Origin of the sequence: Streptomyces sp. Ag109_O5-1, assembly GCF_003814875.1 — a bacterium.
GTDB lineage: Bacteria > Actinomycetota > Actinomycetes > Streptomycetales > Streptomycetaceae > Streptomyces > Streptomyces sasae.
The window spans coordinates 7754348-7775187 of record NZ_RKQF01000001.1; the positions used below are offsets into that span (position 1 = coordinate 7754348).

The window sequence follows — 20840 nt, forward strand, 5'->3', positions numbered from 1 at the left end:
CACAGCCGTACGGGACGGCCCGTACGTGGATCCGCCCGGTCCCGGCGGCCGGGTGAGGGAGGGGTTCGTGATGAACGAGACGATGGTCTGCGCGGTGGGCAACGTGGCGACGCAGCCGGTCTTCCGGGAGCTGGCGGCGGGTCCGTCGGCCCGGTTCCGGCTGGCGGTGACCTCGCGCTACTGGGACCGCGAGAAGAGCACCTGGACGGACGGCCACACCAACTTCTTCACGGTGTGGGCCAACCGGCAGCTCGCCACCAACGCGGCCACCTCGCTGTCGGTCGGCGACCCGGTCGTCGTACAGGGGCGGCTGAAGGTGCGCACCGAGACCCGGGAGGGCCAGCAGCGGGCCTCCGCCGACATCGACGCGGTGGCGATCGGCCACGACCTGGCACGCGGTACGGCGGCCTTCCGGCGGACCGGCAGGCCGGAGACGGCGGCACCGGCGCCGCCCCGCCCGGAACCGGACTGGGAGACACCGGCGGAGTCCCCCGACGCCGCCCGACAGCAGCCGGAACCGGTGGCGGTGACGTGACGTCGGCCCGCAAGCCCGCCCGCAAGCCCGCCCGCAAGTCGGCCCGTGCCACGCACCGTTCGCCATGGACCTGCCGAACTGCGGGCGAATGACCGCTCATTGACGGCTTATCGGCGAATGCGCTCAGAAGTGCCTGCCAGGACGACCCGGCGGATTTGTCGATAAGCCCTGACCGCCCGAGGCTCCGCGATAACGATTGCGGATCGGATCGCTCATCCGACCATCTCACCGCGAAGGGCCGGTCCGGCTGATCCATAGGATGCCGGGCATGGCCCCTGGGGCCGCTGATTCTGCTGGTGGGACTGCCCTGCGGCCAACGGGTCCTGCTCGAAGGGGAATTCTGTGCTCGCTGCGTTCTCTGGTTCCTCGGCGGCCCGCGCGTCCGCCAGGCACTCCGGTACGGCCGTGCCCGCGAGAGGCGTCGCCCGCCTCGCCGCCGGGACACTGGCGTCCGGCCTGGTGGCCGCCGTCGTGCTGACCGGCGCCGGCCGGGCGGCGGCGGACGACGGGACCGCCCAGAGCCAGGGCGGGGCGACAGCGACCATAAGCGGCCTGAAGACCTACGGCGAGGCCGTGGTCCACGGCGACAGCGGCGACGAGCAGGTCGCCGCGGGCCTGTTCGAGATGTCCGTGGACGGCGGCGGCACACTCCAGACGTACTGCGTCGACCTGCACAACCCCACCCAGCGGGACGCCAAGTACCACGAGACGGCCTGGAGCGGCACCTCGCTGGGCGCCAACAAGAACGCCGGCCGGATCCGCTGGATCCTGCAGAACTCCTACCCGCAGGTCAACGACCTCGCCGCGCTGGCCCGCAAGGCCGGGGCCGGCAGCCTCACCGAGCAGGACGCGGCGGCCGGCACCCAGGTGGCGATCTGGCGCTACTCGGACGGCGCGGACGTCGACGCGGTCGACCCGCAGGCCGAGAAGCTCGCCGCCTACCTGGAGAAGAGCGCCCGCGACCAGCCGGAGCCGCAGGCCTCCCTGATCCTCGACCCGCCGGCCGTGTCGGGCCGCCCGGGCGGCCTGCTGGGCCCGGTGACGGTCCACACCAACGCCCGCACGGTTACCGTGATCCCGCCGTCCGACGCGGCCCTCAGCGGCGTGAAGATCGCCGACAAGACGGGTAAGCCCGTCACCACCGTGCAGGACGGCAGCCGCCTGTACTTCAAGGTGCCCGACGACGACACGACCGGGGGCACCACCCACACGGCCGGCAGTGAAGCGGGCTCCGCCGAACTGTCGGTCCAGGCGTCCACCACCGTCCCGGTCGGCCGCGCCTTCACCTCCGAGAGCCGCAGCCAGACGCAGATCCTGGCCGGTTCCAGCGAGTCCACGGTCACCGCGACCGCGAACGCGACCTGGGCGGACGAGGGCGCGATACCGGCACTGTCGGCGGAGAAGAACTGCGCCAGGGGCGGCGTGGACATCACGGCGGCCAACACCGGGGACAAGCCGTTCACCTTCGAGCTGATGGGCACCAAGCACACCATCCCGGCGAACGCCTCGCGGACGGTGACCATCCCGCTCCAGGAGGACCAGCCCTACGACTTCACGATCACCGCCCCGAACGGTCTGGAACGCCGCTTCACCGGCGTCCTCGACTGCAAGACCCAGGGGACCGACGCCGACCTCACCACCCAGACCCTCAGCGAGCCCAGCCCCGCCTCGGTGGGCGGCACCACCGGCGCCGTCAACCTGGCCGCCACCGGAGGCGACTCCGCGACCGGCGTGATCACGGGCGTGGCCATCGGCCTGGTGGTGATCGGCGGCGCGGTCCTGGTGATCCTCCGTCAGCGGGAGAACCCGACGAACGACTGACCAGGTCCCCTGTGACTGCCTGAAACTCACCGGCACCGACACGTGGTCCCCACCTACACTCCTCCGGTGGACAACATGCGGTGCACCCAGTGCGGTCATGTCGGGCTTGAGCAGGGCTTTGTCGGCGACACCGGTCAAGGCGCCCGCGGGGATGCGCGTTGGTTCGGAAGCCTCATCGACCGGGGCCTGATGGGCATAGCCAGGACGCGGGGCCTGCCGCAATGGCAGATCGATGCCTTCCGCTGCCCGAACTGCGCGCACCTGGAACTGTTCGCCGCCGTGCCGTTGAACCGTCATGCGAAACGCGCCGACGGTTTTTGATCAAGGTGACCGTGACACTGGCGCGTTCGGGCGCCCTTGCGCCTTCTTGACGGGGTGACGGAAGCCAGGGGCCTTGCCTCACCCATGCCTGACGCCGGGTCACCACCGCTGCCCGCCGGTCCGGGCACCCTGAATTCCCATCCGTCACGGCACGTACCGAGGAGCGCTTCCATGACCGCCCGATTCAAGGACAAGGTCGTCGTCGTCACCGGGGCCGGAGCCGGTATCGGCCGGGCCAGCGCCAGGGCCTTCGCCCGTGAGGGTGCCGCTGTGGTCGCCGCCGGAGCCCGGCCGGACTCCATCGAGGAGACCGTGCGGCTCGTCGGCGAGGACGGCGGCACCGCGAGCGCCGTGGTCGCCGACGTCACGCGGCCCGAGGACATGCAGCGCCTGGTGCGCACCACGGTGGAGCGCCACGGCGGCCTGCACGTCGCGCACAACAACGCGGGTGTGTTCGGCAGGCCCGCCCCGGTCGGCGACCTGGACCTGGCCGCGTGGCAGGCCGTGCTGGACGTCAACCTGACCGGCGTCCTGCTCAGCATGCAGCAGGAGATCGTGCACATGCGGGCGCACGGCGGTGGCGTCATCGTCAACACCGCGTCCAACATCGGCTACCACGGGCGCCGCCCCGGCATGGCCGCCTACGCCGCCTCCAAGGCCGCCGTGAGCACCCTCACCCGGGTCGCCGCCCTGGACCACATCAAGGACAACGTGCGCATCAACGCGGTGAGCCCCGGCGCCACGGACACCGGCATGTCGCTGCGTCCCGGGGAGACCGACGCCGATCGCGCGGCCCGGCTCGCCACGACGGTGCCGATCGGCCGCGTCGCGACCACGGAGGAGATCGTCAACGCGGTGCTGTGGCTGGCGTCCGACGAGTCGAGCTTCGTCGTCGGCCACGACCTCGTCGTCGACGGCGGCGTCACCAGCTGACACCGGGGCCGACGGCGGGCGTTCGGAGCGCCCGCCGAGCCACCCGGGTACGGACGCGCAGGGAACAGCCCCCTCGGAACAACTCCGAGGGGGCTGTCGTGGCCCAGGGCAGGGACGGCGTCCACCGTCGCCACCTCGACCGGGCTCTCAGGGAGCCGGGGCGGTGTTCAGTACTGCTCGGTCTCCACGAACCCCGAGCCCCCGTTGTCGTCCGCGTCGAAGGCGGCAGCGGTGGGGTCGAATCCGGGCGGGCTGTCCTTGAGGGCCAGGCCCATGCCGGCCAGCTTCGCCTTGACCTCGTCGATGGACTTCGCACCGAAGTTGCGGATGTCCAGGAGGTCCGCCTCGGAGCGTGCCAGGAGCTCACCCACCGAGTGCACTCCCTCACGCTTGAGGCAGTTGTAGGAGCGGACCGTGAGCTCCAGCTCCTCGATCGGCAGTGCCAGGTCGGCGGCGAGGGCGGCGTCCGTCGGGGACGGGCCCATGTCGATGCCCTCGGCGTCGATGTTCAGCTCGCGCGCGAGACCGAACAGCTCGACCAGGGTCTTGCCGGCCGAGGCCATGGCGTCACGCGGACGCATCGCCTGCTTCGTCTCGACGTCGACGATCAGCTTGTCGAAGTCGGTGCGCTGCTCGACACGGGTCGCCTCGACCTTGTACGTGACCTTCAGCACCGGGCTGTAGATGGAGTCGACCGGGACCCGGCCGATCTCCTGGCCCACCTGCTTGTTCTGCACGGCCGAGACATAACCGCGGCCACGCTCGACCGTCAGCTCCATCTCCAGCTTGCCCTTGCCGTTGAGCGTGGCGAGGACCAGGTCGGGGTTGTGCACCTCGACACCGGCCGGCGGCGCGATGTCGGCGGCGGTGACCAGACCCGGACCCTGCTTGCGCAGGTACATCACAACCGGCTCGTCGTGCTCCGAGGAGACGACCAGCTGCTTGATGTTGAGGATCAGGTCGGTGACGTCCTCCTTGACGCCCGGCACGGTGGTGAACTCGTGCAGCACGCCGTCGATCCGGATCGACGTGACAGCCGCGCCGGGGATCGAGGACAGGAGGGTACGGCGAAGGGAGTTGCCGAGGGTGTAGCCGAAGCCCGGCTCCAGCGGCTCGATCACGAACCGGGAGCGGAACTCATCGACGACCTCTTCGGTCAACGAGGGACGCTGAGCAATCAGCACGGGGTATTGCCTCCAGTGTTTGGCGCCCGCTATGTGACGCCGTAGTCCCCGAAGGGTACGGGCGGTTCGGCCGTCTTTGAAGCCGAACCGCCCGACCCGGCCCGTCTGCCGACCGGTCGGCGGGCGCAGCATCCGCCGGATCGGGGTCCGATGATCGGTTGTCCGGCCTGTGAGACTCGGCCACGAGTGCGGCTCGTTGGCGCATACTGAGGGCAATGACAAAGCCTGTTGCACCGAAGCGTCATCTGCCCACCAGCCCCTTCAAGGCTCCGGTCACCCCGGCTCTCAAGCACTTCGCCGTCGGTGACCAGGTCACACACGACATGTACGGCCTCGGCCGGGTGATCGGCGTCGAGGACGGAATCGCGGCACTCGTGGATTTCGGCTCGGCCCAGATGCGGATCCTGAGCCCGTACGCCAAAATGACCAAGCTGTAGGACCGCTGTGCCCGGTCACGGCACGCCAGGCCCCCTCGGGGACCTGTAACGAAAGCGAGACCTCCCATCGATCCCACGTCGCTGTTCTCCGCCCTGGAAGGGCAGTCCCGCCGCGCCACCGCGGCGTCGCCGCCTCCGGCGACAAACCCCTTCCAGGCCCCGGACTTCGGGGAAGACATGACCTTCCTGCCTGAGGAGGGACAGGCGCTCGCCCCGGGCATACCTGACGCGCGCTCCGAGGCGGCTTAGCAGGATCCGATGTCACCGTGACGTCGAACTCACGATGACAGCGCCACCACGACGGCCTTCCAGACCATCGATATGGCCGGTCCCCGACTTCCCCGCTTCCACGACACCGCGCCCGATGTCCGCCTCCGGCATGGAGACGCCGCTGGAGGAGCAAGGCAGCCTCGCCGGGGACCGCCACGGCCCCAGTTGTCGGCCGACAGCCGTTCGGCGTCTTCCTCCTCTTCGACGGCGTGCCGAACGCGGTCGGACTCGCCGAGATCACCGCCATGCCCCACCGCATGGAACTGGCCGCCCTGGGCGCTACCGGCACCGGCGAGGTGATCTGGCACGCGGACCACAACCGCCGGCTGAAGATCCGCCTCGACGAATGGCAGGCACCCGGCTGACCGCCCCCGCACGGTCCCGTCTGGTCCTACTTCCTGGACGGCGGGCCGGACACTGGAGGAGATCCGCAAGGTCTCCGGTGACCAGGAGGCCGGACCCCTCGACACCGACCGCGTCGTGACGGGCCGGCCGGCACAGAGCGAGCAGCTCCGCCCCGAGATCGTCCTGGGATTCCACGGGCTCTGTCTGGTGAAAGCCGTCAACGACGAAGACTGGTACACGGGCAGCCTGAACGAGGACGGCAGCGTCACCTGCTGGAGCATCTACGGCAGCCTTTACGAGGCACTTGGCGGCCTGTAGGCCGACCAGGATGAGGGGGGTGGGGATCCACGGCATGCGACATGGGTCCCGAGGTGGCTCCCGGGGACCTTTGTGCCCACCCCCCCTTGACCGCGGACCTCGAAGGTTCTCTGACCGGTCTCACTCCGCCAGGAAAGCTACCAAGCGCCACTGACAACGGCCCGGGGGAGCGACAGAGCCCGCTGCGGTACAGCAACGACGCCGGACCAGCGCATGGGCCACGGACGCACAAGGGCCGACCAGGGCCCCTGCGGGGTGCCGGTCCCTTGACCGTGAACACGCGTGGGAGGAGGATCCTCCTCCCGATAAAGGAGTGGTGATGCTGCGGTTCATGGACTGGTCCGTGGTCGCGATGGGGTGCGCACTGGTCCTTATGAGTCTCGGCACCCGGTGGTGGGAGCGGACCGAGGTTCGGAAGGGAAAGAGCCCCGATCACAGCATGCGATTCTTTTGGGCATGGCTCCCCCTCCTCATGGGCCTGGAGCTGATCGGAGCCAGGATGCCGAGCTTGTTGCGCGCGTCCCACTCCGTCGTCATGATCACGGACACTCTCAACGGCGCGCTGGCGGTCACGGTGCTGATCTTGGTGCTACGGGCGGCGCATCACGTCTTTCGGGCGCGGAGTCCTCGCACTTGAACCGCGCTGGACGGTGCTGACGCGGACGACGCCCTCCGATACGGTCCCGAGCCATGGCGAACGGCGGCGATGTGCCGGAGAAGGTGGCGTGGATCCTGGTTCGGGACGACCGGGTGCTGGTGACGCGTAGTCACGGCAGAGATCGCTTCTACTTGCCGGGCGGTCATCGTGAGCCGGGCGAGTCCGACGACGAGACCCTGGTGCGGGAGATCGACGAGGAACTGCGGGCGGCGATCGACCCCGCCTCCATGGTGCACTTCGGCACTTTCGAGATCGGCGAGGGTCATCCTGATCACGGCCCTTTCCGGATGATCTGTTACACCGCCGATCACCGCGGTGAGCTGACCCCGTCGAGGGAGATCGCCGAGAAGGCGTGGTTCCGCCATGCCGACCGGGATCGGGTCTCGGCCGTCGACGAGCTGGCTTTCGACGCGCTTCACGAGGCCGGGCGGCTTTCCTGATCCCGTGACCGCTGTACGGCGCGTGACGGCTGCCTCCTGGGCCGTCCGAGGCTCCACGAGGTCACTCGGCGGCGACCCACAGTGACAGACAGGTCACCGTGGGCGGCTGTGAAACCCCAGGTCACAGCCCCCGGACCAAACGGGTTAACACCCAAGGCTGGACGTCAGGCAAGATGGGGTGTATCTGCCCACTGCCAGATTTCAAGCTGCCGGACGGTTTCTCTTGGCTGAGTTCATTTACACCATGCGCAAGACGCGCAAGGCGCACGGCGACAAGGTGATTCTTGATGACGTCACCCTGAACTTCCTGCCCGGGGCCAAGATCGGCGTCGTCGGTCCGAACGGTGCCGGTAAGTCGACCGTGCTGAAGATCATGGCGGGGATCGAGCAGCCGTCCAACGGCGACGCCTTCATCTCGCCCGGGTACAGCGTCGGCATCCTGATGCAGGAGCCCACGCTCAACGAGGACAAGAACGTCCTGGAGAACGTCCAGGAGGGTGTCGCCGAGGTCAAGGCGAAGCTCGACCGGTTCAACGAGATCGCCGAGCTCATGGCCACCGACTACTCCGACGCCCTGCTCGACGAGATGGGCAAGCTGCAGGAGGAGCTCGACCACGCCAACGCGTGGGACCTCGACGCTCAGCTGGAGCAGGCCATGGACGCGCTGGAGTGCCCGCCCGGCGACTGGCCCGTCACCACCCTCTCCGGTGGTGAGAGGCGGCGTGTGGCGCTGTGCAAGCTGCTGCTGGAGGCCCCCGACCTGCTGCTCCTCGACGAGCCCACCAACCACCTCGACGCCGAGTCGGTGAACTGGCTGGAGCAGCACCTCGCCAAGTACGAGGGCACCGTCGTCGCCATCACCCACGACCGGTACTTCCTCGACAACGTCGCCGAGTGGATCCTCGAGCTCGACCGCGGGCGCGCCTACCCGTACGAGGGCAACTACTCCACCTACCTGGAGACCAAGGCCACCCGTCTCAAGGTCGAGGGCCAGAAGGACGCCAAGCGGCAGAAGCGGCTCAAGGAAGAGCTGGAGTGGGTGCGGTCGAACGCCAAGGGGCGCCAGGCCAAGTCCAAGGCCCGTCTCGCGCGGTACGAGGAGATGGCCGCCGAAGCCGACAAGATGCGGAAGCTGGACTTCGAGGAGATCCAGATCCCGCCGGGCCCGCGGCTCGGCAACATCGTCGTCGAGGTCGACAAGCTGAACAAGGCCTTCGGCGAGAAGGTCCTCGTCGACGGGCTGTCGTTCACGCTGCCGCGTAACGGCATCGTCGGCGTCATCGGCCCGAACGGCGCCGGCAAGACCACCCTGTTCAAGATGATCCAGGGTTTTGAGACGCCGGACTCCGGTGACATCAAGGTCGGCGAGACCGTCAAGATCTCGTACGTCGACCAGGGCCGCGCCAACATCGACCCGAAGAAGACGCTGTGGGAGGTCGTGTCCGACGGGCTCGACTACATCAACGTCGGCCAGGTCGAGATGCCGTCGCGCGCGTACGTGTCCGCCTTCGGGTTCAAGGGTCCGGACCAGCAGAAGCCGGCCGGGATCCTCTCCGGCGGTGAGCGCAACCGCCTGAACCTCGCGCTCACCCTCAAGCAGGGCGGCAACCTGCTGCTCCTCGACGAGCCCACCAACGACCTGGACGTCGAGACCCTCAGCAGCCTGGAGAACGCGCTGCTGGAGTTCCCCGGCTGCGCCGTGGTCGTCTCCCACGACCGGTGGTTCCTCGACCGGGTCGCCACCCACATCCTCGCCTACGAGGGCGAGTCCAAGTGGTTCTGGTTCGAGGGCAACTTCGAGTCGTACGAGAAGAACAAGATCGAGCGGCTCGGCCCGGACGCCGCCCGTCCGCACCGTGCCACCTACAAGAAGCTGACCCGGGGCTGATCGATCTTGCGCCACATCTACCGCTGCCCCCTGCGCTGGTCCGACATGGACGCGTACGGCCATGTCAACAACGCGGTCTTCGTCCGCTATCTGGAAGAGGCCCGGATCGACTGGCTGTTCCGTCCGGACAAGGACTTCAAGCAGGGGTCGGTCGTGGCGCGCCACGAGATCGACTACAAGCGGCAGCTCGTCCACCGGCACCACCCGGTCGACATCGAGCTGTGGGTCACCGAGATCAGGGCCGCGTCCTTCACCGTCACCTACGAGGTGAAGGACGACGACCTGGTCTACGTACGCGCATCGACGGTGGTCGTGCCGTTCGACTTCGAGACCGAACGGCCCCGACGGCTCACCGCCGAGGAACGGGACTTCCTCTCGGAGTACCGGGACGACGACAAGGACGAGGCCGTCGCCGCATGACGGTGCTCCATCTGGCCGACGACGGGGAGGCGGCGGATCTCGCGGCCTTCCTCTCCCGGCTGCTCCGCTACGACCGTTCGGCCGCGGTGCGTCTGCAGGCGGCCGGAACCGCGCTCGCCGTCTTCGGGCGCCCGCCCTCCTTCGAGGTGCTGGCGATCCGCGCGGTACGGCTGGCGAAACCGTACGAGGACGGGCTCGACGTCACCCTCGACGTGACCGTGTCGGCGGGAGAGCTGCTGGAGTCGGTGGACGAGTCGGCCGCCACCGCCGCCGTGCCGGGCGCGGTGACCGGGCCGCCGTGGGCCGGTGTGCTGCCGCCGCGCGGTGGCTGGCAGCCGGAGCCGGGCCTGCCCGTGCCGCAGGCGCTGCGGGCGACGGTGGCCGCCGCGATCGGTGAATTCCGGGCCCGTACCGAGGAGTTGGGGCCGGACGGCCGTACCCGCGCCGAACTCGACCGGATCGGGCGGGACATCTGGTCCCGGACCGTCGCCGGGACCCCGTTGCCGGTACGGGCCGTGCACGCGGCCCAGTCGCTGGGCTTCCTGCGGCCGGAAGGCGGGGGCGAGGCCGAGGCCGAGGCTGTGCTGCTGTCCGCGGGGGCGTGGCTGCGGCTGCGCACGCCGTTCGGGTCGATCGCCGTACGGCGGGCGGGACTCGGCGCGTTCGGCGTCACCGTGCGCTGAAGGTCCTCACGTCTCCCCGCTGTCGTCGGGCCATACGCCGATGTGGTCCGGCTCCAGTTCCAGGGCCACCCGGTCGCGCATGCCGAGCGCCTCGGTGTACTCCGCGGGCAGCTGCAGCCGGCCCGCCCGGTCCAGCATCGCGTACTCGCGGGCGACCACCGTCTCATGGCCGGTCGTGGCGTCGACCTCGCTGCGGCGCAGCACCTCCGTGGAGGTACGGCCGTCACGGATGGCGACCGTGCGGCGGACCTCGCCGGCCACCGCCTGGTCGTGGGTGACGATCACCACGGTCGTGCCGAGCTGCTCGTTCGCCGTGCGGAACGCGTCGAAGATCCGGGCGGCGGTGTGGGAGTCCAGTTCGCCGGTCGGCTCGTCGGCGAGCAGTACCGCGGGGGCGTTGGCGAGGGCCACCGCGATCGCGACGCGCTGCTGCTGGCCGCCGGACAGCTGCTGCGGGTGCCGGTCACGGCAGTCCGCCACCTCCAGCAACTCCAGGAGTTCCCGGGCTCGGCCGGCGCGCCCGCTGCGCTTGCCGGAGCCGGCGAGCTGCATGGGCAGGGCGACGTTCTGGGCGGCGGTGAGGTAGGGGAGGAGGTTGCGGGCGGTCTGCTGCCAGACGAAGCCGACGGTTTCACGGCGGTAGGCGAGGCGGTCCTTCGCGGTCATCGCGAGCAGGTCGTGCCCGGCGACGCGGGCCGCTCCCGCGGTGGGGGTGTCGAGGCCGGCGAGGATGTTCATGAGGGTGGACTTGCCGCTGCCGGAGGCGCCGACCAGAGCCATCAACTCGCCCTCGCGGACGAGGAGGTCGAGGCCCTGGAGGGCCTGCACCTCGACGCCGTCGGCGGAGAAGATACGGACCAGGCGGTCGCAGGAGATGAGGGCGTCGTGGCCGTAGGCGGGGCGGGTGCGGGATGCGGTGAGGCGGGTGGTGAGGTCGGTGAGGGTGGGGGGCGCGTCGGGATCCGTGGTCATGGGGTCTCCTGGGTGGCTGGCCGGGGTGGAGGCTGGGTGGGGGTGGGGACGCTTACCGGCGCCGGCAGGGTGCCGCTGCGCCCACCCGTGCCGCCCCAGGCGGCACGCATGCCCGCAGCTGAGACATGTCTCTTGAGGGGCGCGGGGAACTGCGCGGCCAGCCCCCACCGGCCCGCAGCCGGACTCATCTGCCGTCCCCCGCTCTCAGTTCCGTCGTCGATCTTCTCCGTCCCGTCCACCACGCCTGAACTCCCGCCACACCCGCCGTCGTCGCCACCACAGCCACGGCCGGGGCCGTCAGCGACCACGTGTTCATGTGCAACTCGGCCTGAACCAGCGCCGGTTGTGCGGTCGGCAGGGCGATGGTCGTCAGCTCGATCCCCGGTGACAGAAGCCGGATCGTCGCCCAGCCGGTCAGCGTGCCACCGGCCGCCGCCAGGACCGACTGGGGGAGCGATTCGAGGAGCAGCAGGCGGCGGCCCGCGGCCCTCGTGAGGCCCATCGTGCGGAGGCGGGCCAGCAGGGCCGTGCGCTCGGGGGCCGCGCGGAGGAGGGCGAGGAACAGGGCCAGCACGGCGTACCCCGCGCCCGCCGCCACCGCCGCCGCGTACACCCGCTCCGCACCGGACTGGAGGGGCGAGTCGGTGTAGGCCGCCCGTTCCTCGGATCGCACCCGGACACTGGCCGTCACGCCGCCCCCGCCCCCGCCCCCGGCCCCGGTCGTGGCCGCGCGCAGCGCCCCCGCGTCCACCCCGCCCCCGGTGATCAGCAGCGACGTCGGCCGGCCCGCCGCCGCGTCCAGTCCCGTCCGGTCCACGACCAGGAAATCCGCACCGGGCACGGCAGGCGTGCGCTGCCGGACGAGTGCGATCCGTACGGTGATCTCGCCGCCGTCCTCCAGACGCACCCGGAAGGGCCCGGTGCCGTACGTCGTCGCGACCGAGGGGGACGCCAGCGCGGGCAGGACCCCGTTGCCCGGGGCGCGGCTCAACTCCCTTACGGGGAAGGGGCCGAGGTCCGTTCCCGCCGCCAACTCCCCGTATGCGCCCGGGTCCACGCCCACCAGAGGCACCGAGTCCTGCCCGTCCCCGGGCTTCGCCTCGTACGCGATGCTCACCGCCGCCACCCCACGCACCCCGCCCAGGACGCGCACCCGTTCGGCGAGACCCGTCGGCAGTGGCGAGGCCGCGTCGACGCGGGCGTCCGCACCCACCGTGAGGAGGGCCGCGCGATCGCGGGCGTCGGCGACCCCGGCCAGTACCGAGCCGCCGAAGGCCGCCGTGGTGAGCGCGGTCAGCAGGGCCAGCAGGGGGAGTACGGAGGAGGCCGACGGGGCGCGTCCGGCACGGGCCAGGGAGAGCGGGGCGACAAGGCCGCGGAGGCGGGCGGCCGGGCGGGAGGCGGCACGGAGCAGGACCGGGTACACGCGGACCAGGACCAGCGCCGCGATCAACCCCACCGACACCGGAGCCGCCGAGACCAGCCGGCCCGCCGACGTGCCCTGCCGGCGCAGCGCCTCCACCGCGGCCGCCGCCAGCACCAGCAGGGTCACTTCCGCGACCGTACGGCGCCGGGACGGTCGTAGCCCCGTCACGTCCTCGCGCGGGGCCGTGACCCGCACCGTGCGGTGGCCGAGCGCGGCACGCAGGGGGAGCGCGGCACAGGCGGTGGCGGTGACCGCCACGGCGGCGGTGACCGCGTACGCCGTACGGCCCTCGGGGAGCGCGAGGAGCGCGGCCGCCAGACCCAGTGTGCCCGCCGGCACGGCGACCACGGCCGTCTCGGCGCACAGCCGGCCCGCGAGGCCGCGCAGGGAGGCGCCGCGGGCGCGCAGCAGGGCCAGTTCGGTACGCCGGCGGTCGGCGGCCAGCCCGCCTGCCATGAGCAGGACGACCACGGCGACCGTCCCGGCGCCCACGACGGCCACCGCCACCAGCGAACCGATCCCCGAACGCAGCCGGGCGAAGGAGCCGAACACCTCGTCGAGGTCGGTGGTGATCTCGGTACCGGCGTCGGTGAGGTCGCGGGCGCGTTGCAGTGCCGGTCCGGCTTCGAGGGCCGCGACCGCCGAGGTGAGAGCGCCGAGCTCGTGGGCGCGCAGCCGGTCCGTGTCGGGGGCGACGAACCAGGTGCGGACCGGGTCGCCGCGCGTGCCGAGCAGCGCGGGGGCCGCCTCGGGGGCCAGCAGCAGGGCGCCCAGCCAGTACGTCTCCGGGTCCGGGCCCGGCGTCGGCAGCCGCATCAGCGCCGGGGTGCGCAGCAGCGGCTGGGTCGACCAGTAGGCGCCCGCCGGGTCGCGCGGGGCGAGGATGCCGGTGATCCGGACGGCGAGCGGCGCGCGGGCCACGGCCGGCACATGGATCACCGAACCCACCTCGATGTGCAGGCTCTCGGCGGTGGCGGCGGTGACCGCGGCCTCCACCCCGGCCGTCGTCGCCTCGACGTCGGCGCCGGCCCGGGGCAGCCGGCCCGCGCGGACGGCGGCATGCGCGCCGACCCCGCTCTGTGCGACCAGCGCCACCCGCGCGGGCAGCCCGCTCGGACGCGGCAGCCAGGGGTCGGGGACGGCCAGGTTGTCGGTGGTGCGGACGCCGTACGCGGACTGGGCGCGGTCGACGGGGAGGGCGCGCGGCACGGTCTTCAGCAGCCGCTCGTACTGCTGCCCGAGCGGCCCGGGGCGCAGGGCCGCCGAGCGTCGGTCGGAGGCGAGGGCGAAGTCCGGCTGCGGCGCGGTGATCTGGAGGGTGGTGCGGTCGGGGCGGGCCTGGCGGACGGCGTGCAGCAGGCCCGCGTCCTCGTAACGGTCGACCGCCCGCGGCACGGCGGCGGCCAGACAGGCGGTGAGCGCGACGAGTACGGCGAGGGCCGCGGCGGCCGCGGGGGCGGCCCGCAGACGGGTGCGGACCCAGGGGGCCGGGACGGGGGCGTTCACTTCACTCGGCTCCCTGGTCACGCAGCGCGCTCGCCGGGTTCGCTCCGCGTCGGCTCAGGGCGACCGTCACCGCCAGCGGTGCGGCGGCGACCGCGACGAGCAGCAGGGCGACCTGGCCCGGCGGGAGGCCGACCCGCAGTTCGGGGACCGGGCGGGTGGCCCGCGAGGTCAGCACGATCAACGGCAGGACGGCACGCGTCAGTACGGTCCCCAGGGCGACGCCGACCACCAGGGCCAGGCCCACCAGCACGCCCAGCTCGGCGGCCACCGCCCGGGCCAGCCGGCGGCGCGGGGCGCCCAGGGCCCGCAGCACCGCGAACTCCGCGTCCCGCTCTCGCAGCGACCCGGCCGCGCTCACCGCGAAGCCGACCGCGGCGAGCGCGGCCGCCACCACGGCCGCCGCGACGAAAGCCGCCTGCGGACCGGCGCCGAAGGGATCGTCCCGCAACCGGGCGTCGATCTCGTCGCGTACGACGACCTCCCCCGGGTCCACGTCCGGCAGCGCCCGCACTGCGGCCGCCGTCCGGGCCTGCGCGGAAGTGCCGAGCCACCACTCGGTCGGTTCGGCGCCCTGCCCGTAGCGGGCCGCCAACTGCCGGTTCACGGCTCGCAGATCGAGCAGCAGGGCCCCGCCGTCGTCACCGGTGGTCGGCAGCGCCCGTACGGCCGCCGTGATCCGTACGGGCAGGGTCTCGCCGCCGATCGTCACATCGACGCGTTCGCCGGGGCGGGCGTTCGCCGAGTCCAGGAAGCGGTCGGTGGCGAGGGCGGTGAGCTCGGGCGGCGCGGGCTGGGTGACGTACAGCCGGATGGTCACGGTGGCGATCGTCCAGATGTCCGCGTCGGGGAGGTAGCCGGTGCCGTAGTCGACGGTGAGGGGGCGGGTGGAGGTGATGCGCGGCCGGCCCGGGCTGGTGACGGCGGTGGCCACGGCGGCGCCGCCGGTGAGCGCGGACGCGGTCCAGGGGGCGGGGAGCGGCAGGCGGGTCGCCGTTCCGTCCGTGCCGGTGGCGGTCAACCCGGTGATCCGCAGGCGGTGTTGCTCGGCGCGGTAGGCCGGCTGCGCCATGTCCAGCTGGAGTCCGGTGAGGGTGGCGGGGCCGGGTGCGGCGGTGAGGTCCAGGGTGAGGGCGTGCGGGCGGCCGTCGGTGGGGAGCCGGCCGAACGGGAGCCGGTAGGGGACGCCGTAGCTGTTCTCCAGGGTGACCGTGACGTCGATGGACGTGCCCGGGCCGGTGGAGCTGCGCACGGACGCGGTCAGGTCGAGGCGGGCCGTGTGCGCGGGGATCCGCGCCCCGGCCGTGCCGCCCTCGGCGGCGAGGCCGGACAGCAGCGGGCGTACCGGCCGGTCCGCCAGGTCGCGGCGCATCAGCACGGTGTCCGCCGCGTGTGCCGTGTCCAGGGCCAGCACGGTCGCCGTGCGGTCGCCGGAGAGGGGCAGCGTGGTGCGCACGGCGGGGGCCGCGGCGCGTACGCCGGGGAGGGCGGCGTAGATGTCGGTACGGCCGAGCCCGCCGTCCCCGGCGGCCAGTACGCGCACGGGGGCGCCCGCGGCGAAGTCGGCCTGGTCGTCCTGGGAGCGGGTCCAGGAGGTGGCCTGGCCGATGGCCAGCATGCCGAGCGCCACCGCGAGGACGAGCAGCAGGACGGGGGGTGCGTTGCGTGCCGGGCGCCTGCCGAACTGCCAGGCGGCGAGCGCCGACGACAGGCCCCGGCCGGCCGCGGCCCGGCGTTCGGCGAGACGGGCGAGGGGCGGGAGCAGACGGAGGGTGAGGACGGTGCCGGCGAGGAGGGCGAGGGCGGGGGCGGCGATGAGGAGGGGGTCCAGGTCGGTGGCTCCGGCGGGGTGCCGGCGGAGTTGCCAGTAGGCGACGGCGGCGAGGGTGAGGAGGCCGAGGTCGGCGCCGGCCTTGGCGGAAGAGGCGAGGGTAGGGGGGCGGACGGTCCGGAGTGTGCCTGCGGCCGAGTGGGGGCTGGTCGCGCCGTTCCCCGCGCCCGTTACGGGGCGTCGTACAGCCGCATGCCGAAACAGTTCTGTGCCTCCGAAAGAAGCGCGTTGTGCCAGCGTGACCGCCAGCGCACAGGTCAGGGAGCTTGCCGCCGCCACCAGCCACACCGTCCCCCGCCCTCCCGCCGGAACCTCCAGGCGCAGGTCGATCCGCGCCAGCGCCCCCTCCCCGGCGAGCCACCGCGTCAACGGCCCCGCCAGCAACGGCGCGCACACCGCCGCGGGCAGCGCCAGCAGCGCGGCCTCCGCCGCCGCGAGCCCCGCGATCCGCATCCCCGACGCACCCCTCGCCCGCAACAGGCGTGTCTCCTCCCGCCGTTCCGCGCTCAGCAGGCGGGCCACCAGCAGCAGTGCGTAGCCGGCCAGCAGGGTCAGCTGGAGGGTGACGATCAGGAGGGTCGAGCGGGCGACCCGGAGGGAGCGGTCGACGCGGTCCAGGACGTCCGGGAGGGACGTCGTCGACGCCGTCATGCCGGTCAGCGCGGGGTCCTTGCGCAGGGCCGCGACCCCCGACCGGGCCGCCCTGCGCAGCGTGTCCGTGTGCCCGGTGGTCACCGCGGCGAAGTCGGCCGACGCCAGCCACGCCGACGTCCCCGCGCTGACCCGGCGCCCGCCGAGCACCGCGGGGTCGGCGAGCAGCGGGCCGTACGTCGTGAAGCCGGACTTCTTGATGCCCCGGCCCAGGAGGTCGTCGAGCTGCCAGTAGGGCGCGGTGACGTCGGCCGGGCGGTACAGGCCGGTGACGCGTACGCGCACCGCGGGGCCGTCGAGCCGGTCGGTGAGGGTGAGGCGGGCGCCCGGCCGCAGCCGGAGCTGCCGGGCGGCCGTCTGCGGGAGCGCCACCTCCACGTCCGTCCCGGCGGCGGGCCCCGGCATCCGGCCGGACACCAGCCGGACCTGGCCGGTGTCCAGCGCCGCGAAGAAGGTGAGGTCGGGGTCGCCGGACCCGTCGGTCCGTCCGGGCAGCGCGTACGGGCCCGACCTGGTCAGCGTCCGTACGGTGAGCGGCAGCCCGTCGAAGACCCGCCGCGCTCCCTTCCGTACGGCGCTGTCCGCGGCCGTACGGCCCTCGTACGGAACTTCGGCCTTGACGACCAGGGAGGTGTCGGCGGCGTTGCGCGGGTCGTCCAGGGAGTGACGCAGGGCCGCGTCGCCGATCGCGCCGGAGTAGGCGGTCAGGGCCGCCAGCACCGCCGTCGTCAGCAGGACGGTGAGCAGCGCGGCGGCGAGCAGCAGGCGGTGCGCCCGCACCCGCGCCAGGACGAACCCCGTCACCCGACCCCCCGGTTGTCCGGACCTCCCGGTCGTCCGGACCTCCGGGCGATGCTGTCAGAGGGGACCGAGCGCGGGTAAGCGTTTGTGGACCGGACGTGACCGGATCGTGACCGGTCGGCCGAGGGCCGTCAGTCGGGGGTGTTGACCATCGACGCGGCCGCGTACGTGAGGTAGTTCCAGAGCTGTTCCCGGTGTTCCTCGGAGAGACCGAGTTCGTCCACGGCCACCCGCATGTGCCGCAGCCAGGCGTCGTGCGCCGCCCGGTCCACCGTGAACGGGGCGTGCCGCATGCGCAGCCGCGGGTGGCCGCGGTTGTCGCTGTACGTCGTGGGGCCGCCCCAGTACTGGATCAGGAACAGGGTGAGCCGCTCCTCGGCCGGACCCAGGTCCTCCTCCGGGTACATCGGCCGCAGGAACGGGTCCTCGGCGACGCCCTCGTAGAAACGGTGGACCAGCCGGCGGAACGTCTCCTCTCCGCCGACCTGCTCGTAGAAGGTCTTCTCCTGAAGCGTGCCGCGCCGAATCTCTCTCACCCGTACATGGTCTCAGACGGGGTGACCCAGGACGTAAGGCTTAGGACCCGCAGCGGGGCCGCGGTCCTAGGGTGGACGCATGAGCGCCTACGACTCGGACATCGAGGGGCTCGCCGCCGTGGCGCGGGGCGAGCTGGTGCGGGAGATCGACGCGGAGGGGGTCTGGGCCGGGGAACCGGTCTGGCGGGAGGCGTTCGAGGCGGTGCCCCGGCATCTGTTCGTGCCCTACTACTACGTCGCCGGGGAGCGGGGGTACGAGCGCCGGTGGGGCGAGAGCCCCGACCGCGCGGCCCGGGAACGGTGGGTGCGGGGTGCGTACGAGGACGTTCCGCTGGCCACCCGGCTGCGCGACGGCGAACTGCTGTCCTCCAGCAGCCAGCCTTCGCTGATGGCGCGGATGCTGGTCGAGCTGCGGGTGGGCGACGGGGACCGGGTGCTGGAGATCGGTGCGGGGACCGGTTACAACGCGGCGCTGCTGGCCCGCCGGCTGGGCGACGACGATCTCGTCACCACCGTCGACGTGGAACCGGAGATCGTCGAGTCCGCGCGGCGGCATCTGGCCGTGGCGGGGTACCGGCCGGTGGTGGTCACCGGGGACGGGGCGCGGGGGGTGCCCGAGCGGGCGCCGTTCGACCGGATCATCGCGACGTGCGCGGTGCCGGGGGTGCCGCGGGCGTGGGTCGGACAGTGCGCGGAGGGGGCGCGGATTCTCACGCCGGCGTCCACGGGGTTGCTGGCGCTGACCGTGCGAGGCGGGTGCGCCGAGGGGAGGTTTCTGCCGTCGGCGGCGTTCTTCGTGCCGTTGCGGGGGATGGGAAGGGCGACGGAGACCGTGGATCTGGGCGGGGTGCCGTCACGCGCTCTCGAGGACGAGTTGTTCCGGTTCCTGCTGGAGCTGACCCAGGGGGTGCTCACTGCGCGCGAGGCGTACGCGGTGTGGGTGCGTGAAGGGATGCCCGGGCGGGAGCGGTACGGGGTGAGCGTCGAGAAAGACAGGGAGTGGGTGTGGCTGGACGACCGCGAGGGGCCGTGTGTCTGGCCTCTCCCGGTCTGAGGTGCGTTTTCGGCTCCGCCGCGTGGGGGCTGGTCGCGCCCACGCGGCGGAGCCGCACATCGTTACAGTCCCGCGCCCCTGAGCAGGGATGTTCACCCTCGTCGGACGGTGATCGTCGTCCAGGCGCCTACGTGCACCCGGTCCCCGTCCTGCAGCGGTACCGGGACGAACGGCTGGATCGGCTCCTCGCCGCCGTTCACCGTCGTGCCGTTCGTCGAGTTCTGGTCGACGACCGCCCAGTTGCCGTCCGGCTGCTGGACCAGGACCGCGTGCTGGTGCGAGACGCCCGGGTCCTCCGGCGGTACCGACAGGTCGATGTCGGGGGTGTCGCCGGTGGAGTGCCGGCGGCGGCCGATGGTGACCTGGTTGCCGGTGAGCGTGCGCTGCTGCTCGGGGGAGTACGCGGGCAGGTTGAGGCCGGCCGCCTCCGGGCCCGAGCGCTGCATCATCGCCATGAAGTACTCGCGGTCCGGGCCGATCGTCGCCGTCCAGGTCGCCGGGCCCTGCGGGGCCTGTGGGAAGCCGGGGCCGGGCGGGGCCTGGGTGGCGCCGGGCTGCGGGTAGCCGTAGCCGCCGGGCCGGGCGGGCGCGCCGGGGCCTGCCGGACCCCCGGCCGGGCCGGGCGGGGAGATCACCCAGTCGTCGTCACCCCCGCCGAAGGACGGGCCGCCGGCCGGCGGCCTGGTGGTCTCCTGCGGGAATCCGGGCGGGGCCGACTGCTGGAAGGCGCCGGGAGCGCCACCGGTGGTCGCGCCGGGACCGCCGGGCGGCGGCGGAACCGGCGGCCGGGACGGGTCCCCGCCGCCGAAGGGGTCGCGGGTGTAGGGGCCGGAGGCCTGGCCGGTGCCGGTGCCCTGGCCGGGAGCGCCGCCGAAGGCGGACGGGCCGCCGGCGTTCTGGCCGGGGGCGCCACCGAACTGCGGGGGCGGCGCCGAGGGGCCGCGCTCGCCGCCGAAGGGGGGCGGGCCGGACTGGCCGCGGTCACCGCCGAAGGGCGGCGGAGAAGACTGGCCGCGCTCGCCACCGAAGGGCGGCGGGCCGGACTGGCCACGGTCGCCGCCGAAGGCCGGAGAGCCCGACGGACCGCGCTCGTCACCGAAGGCCGGCGGGCCGGACTGGCCACGGTCACCGCCGAAGGGCGGCGGCCCCGACGGACCGCGCTCGTTGCCGAAGGCCGGCGGGCCGGACTGGCCCCGGTCACCGCCGAAGGGGGGCGGGCCGGACTGGCCGCGGTCGCCGCCGAACGCGGGCGGTGCCGGGGGGCCCGACGGGCCGCCGCGCTCGCCCGCGAACGGCGTCGGGCCCGAGGGCTCGCTGCCGAACGACGGGATCGGCTCGGCCGGACGGTTCACCTGCGAGGGACGCGAGCCCTGGTACTCGAACGAGTCGCCGCCACCGCCGTAGGACGGCGGGCCGGGCGGCTGGAAGCGCGGCGCGGCCGGGCCGGCGCCGCCCGCCGGCGGGCGCGGGGCGGCCGGGGTGTACGAGGTGGCCGTGTTGGTGAGGAAGTTCCAGCGGCACTCCTCGCAGAACGGCGCACCGCCCTCCCGGGGCGTACGGCACTGCGGGCACAGCTCCGGCTCGCCCGAGTTGGGCACGGCGGACAGATGGCGGCCGCCGCCGGGGCCGCCGGCCGGGGCGCCGGGCGCGGGCGGCGGGAAGCCGTAGCCGCCGGAGGCCGGCGGGGGCGGCGGAGGTACGGCACCGGCCATGCGGTGACCGCACACCTCGCACCAGTCGTCGGAACCCGACTGGTGTCCGTTCGGGCAGGTCGGCATGTCGGCGCTTCCCTCTCTGTCAGGTTCGTCCTGAG

18 protein-coding genes are annotated in these 20840 nt (G+C 72.9%); 12 read left to right on the forward strand and 6 right to left on the reverse strand.

The features are described 5' to 3' along the window. Positions 1 to 70 precede the first annotated feature (70 nt). The 4 genes from EDD90_RS35225 to EDD90_RS35240 all read left to right on the forward strand — a co-directional run bounded on the left by EDD90_RS35225 (position 71) and on the right by EDD90_RS35240 (position 3610). Positions 71 to 535: a single-stranded DNA-binding protein gene (locus EDD90_RS35225; RefSeq protein ID WP_123976911.1), complete on the forward strand. Its 465-nt coding sequence runs from the start codon at positions 71 to 73 to the stop codon at positions 533 to 535. Positions 536 to 940: 405 nt separating this feature from the next. After that, positions 941 to 2356, forward strand: a complete 1416-nt coding sequence (locus EDD90_RS35230) for a Cys-Gln thioester bond-forming surface protein (protein WP_123976912.1) — start codon at positions 941 to 943, stop codon at positions 2354 to 2356. A 75-nt stretch (positions 2357 to 2431) separates the two neighbouring features. Next, the gene (locus tag EDD90_RS35235; protein WP_123981987.1) at positions 2432 to 2677 is read left to right on the forward strand and encodes a hypothetical protein; all 246 of its coding nucleotides are present in this window, start codon (positions 2432 to 2434) and stop codon (positions 2675 to 2677) included. Between the two features lie 171 nt (positions 2678 to 2848). Further along, the gene (locus EDD90_RS35240; protein ID WP_123976913.1) at positions 2849 to 3610 is read left to right on the forward strand and encodes a glucose 1-dehydrogenase; all 762 of its coding nucleotides are present in this window, start codon (positions 2849 to 2851) and stop codon (positions 3608 to 3610) included. A gap of 167 nt (positions 3611 to 3777) precedes the next feature. On the opposite strand, the gene EDD90_RS35245 is transcribed toward EDD90_RS35240, so the two are convergent. Next, the gene (locus EDD90_RS35245; protein WP_123976914.1) at positions 3778 to 4794 is read right to left on the reverse strand and encodes a DNA-directed RNA polymerase subunit alpha; all 1017 of its coding nucleotides are present in this window, start codon (positions 4792 to 4794) and stop codon (positions 3778 to 3780) included. Positions 4795 to 5009: 215 nt separating this feature from the next. On the opposite strand from EDD90_RS35245, the gene EDD90_RS35250 reads away from it, so the two are divergent. The 7 genes from EDD90_RS35250 (at position 5010) to EDD90_RS35275 (ending at position 10253) form a co-directional block, all read left to right on the forward strand. Next, positions 5010 to 5231, forward strand: coding sequence for a hypothetical protein (locus tag EDD90_RS35250; RefSeq protein ID WP_123976915.1), 222 nt, complete (start codon positions 5010 to 5012; stop codon positions 5229 to 5231). 479 nt (positions 5232 to 5710) lie between these two features. After that, on the forward strand, positions 5711 to 5866 hold the full coding sequence (locus tag EDD90_RS55805) for a hypothetical protein (RefSeq protein WP_185149338.1): 156 nt from the start codon (positions 5711 to 5713) through the stop codon (positions 5864 to 5866). A gap of 115 nt (positions 5867 to 5981) precedes the next feature. After that, complete coding sequence (locus EDD90_RS35255) at positions 5982 to 6164, forward strand: hypothetical protein (protein WP_260328316.1); 183 nt, start codon at positions 5982 to 5984, stop codon at positions 6162 to 6164. Positions 6165 to 6854: 690 nt separating this feature from the next. Continuing rightward, positions 6855 to 7262: an NUDIX domain-containing protein gene (locus tag EDD90_RS35260; protein WP_123976917.1), complete on the forward strand. Its 408-nt coding sequence runs from the start codon at positions 6855 to 6857 to the stop codon at positions 7260 to 7262. Between the two features lie 223 nt (positions 7263 to 7485). Further along, complete coding sequence (gene ettA / locus EDD90_RS35265) at positions 7486 to 9150, forward strand: energy-dependent translational throttle protein EttA (protein ID WP_123976918.1); 1665 nt, start codon at positions 7486 to 7488, stop codon at positions 9148 to 9150. A 6-nt stretch (positions 9151 to 9156) separates the two neighbouring features. Next, the gene (locus EDD90_RS35270; protein WP_123976919.1) at positions 9157 to 9570 is read left to right on the forward strand and encodes a thioesterase family protein; all 414 of its coding nucleotides are present in this window, start codon (positions 9157 to 9159) and stop codon (positions 9568 to 9570) included. Beyond that, complete coding sequence (locus tag EDD90_RS35275) at positions 9567 to 10253, forward strand: hypothetical protein (RefSeq protein ID WP_123976920.1); 687 nt, start codon at positions 9567 to 9569, stop codon at positions 10251 to 10253. Before EDD90_RS35270 ends, EDD90_RS35275 begins: the two co-directional genes overlap by 4 nt. Positions 10254 to 10259: 6 nt before the next feature. Here the strand turns inward: EDD90_RS35275 and EDD90_RS35280 are convergent, their stop codons facing one another. From EDD90_RS35280 to EDD90_RS35295, 4 genes are all read right to left on the reverse strand, one after another. After that, positions 10260 to 11225, reverse strand: a complete 966-nt coding sequence (locus tag EDD90_RS35280) for an ABC transporter ATP-binding protein (protein ID WP_123976921.1) — start codon at positions 11223 to 11225, stop codon at positions 10260 to 10262. 184 nt (positions 11226 to 11409) lie between these two features. After that, on the reverse strand, positions 11410 to 14157 hold the full coding sequence (locus EDD90_RS35285; RefSeq protein ID WP_123976922.1) for an FtsX-like permease family protein: 2748 nt from the start codon (positions 14155 to 14157) through the stop codon (positions 11410 to 11412). 1 nt (position 14158) lies between these two features. Beyond that, complete coding sequence (locus tag EDD90_RS35290; protein ID WP_123976923.1) at positions 14159 to 17440, reverse strand: FtsX-like permease family protein; 3282 nt, start codon at positions 17438 to 17440, stop codon at positions 14159 to 14161. Between the two features lie 128 nt (positions 17441 to 17568). Then, a complete protein-coding gene (locus tag EDD90_RS35295; RefSeq protein WP_123976924.1) occupies positions 17569 to 17973 on the reverse strand; it encodes a globin in 405 nt (134 codons plus the stop codon). Positions 17974 to 18052: 79 nt separating this feature from the next. On the opposite strand from EDD90_RS35295, the gene EDD90_RS35300 reads away from it, so the two are divergent. After that, positions 18053 to 19027, forward strand: coding sequence for a methyltransferase domain-containing protein (locus EDD90_RS35300; protein WP_123976925.1), 975 nt, complete (start codon positions 18053 to 18055; stop codon positions 19025 to 19027). Between the two features lie 92 nt (positions 19028 to 19119). On the opposite strand, the gene EDD90_RS35305 is transcribed toward EDD90_RS35300, so the two are convergent. Continuing rightward, a complete protein-coding gene (locus EDD90_RS35305) occupies positions 19120 to 20805 on the reverse strand; it encodes an FHA domain-containing protein (RefSeq protein ID WP_123976926.1) in 1686 nt (561 codons plus the stop codon). Positions 20806 to 20840 lie beyond the last annotated feature (35 nt).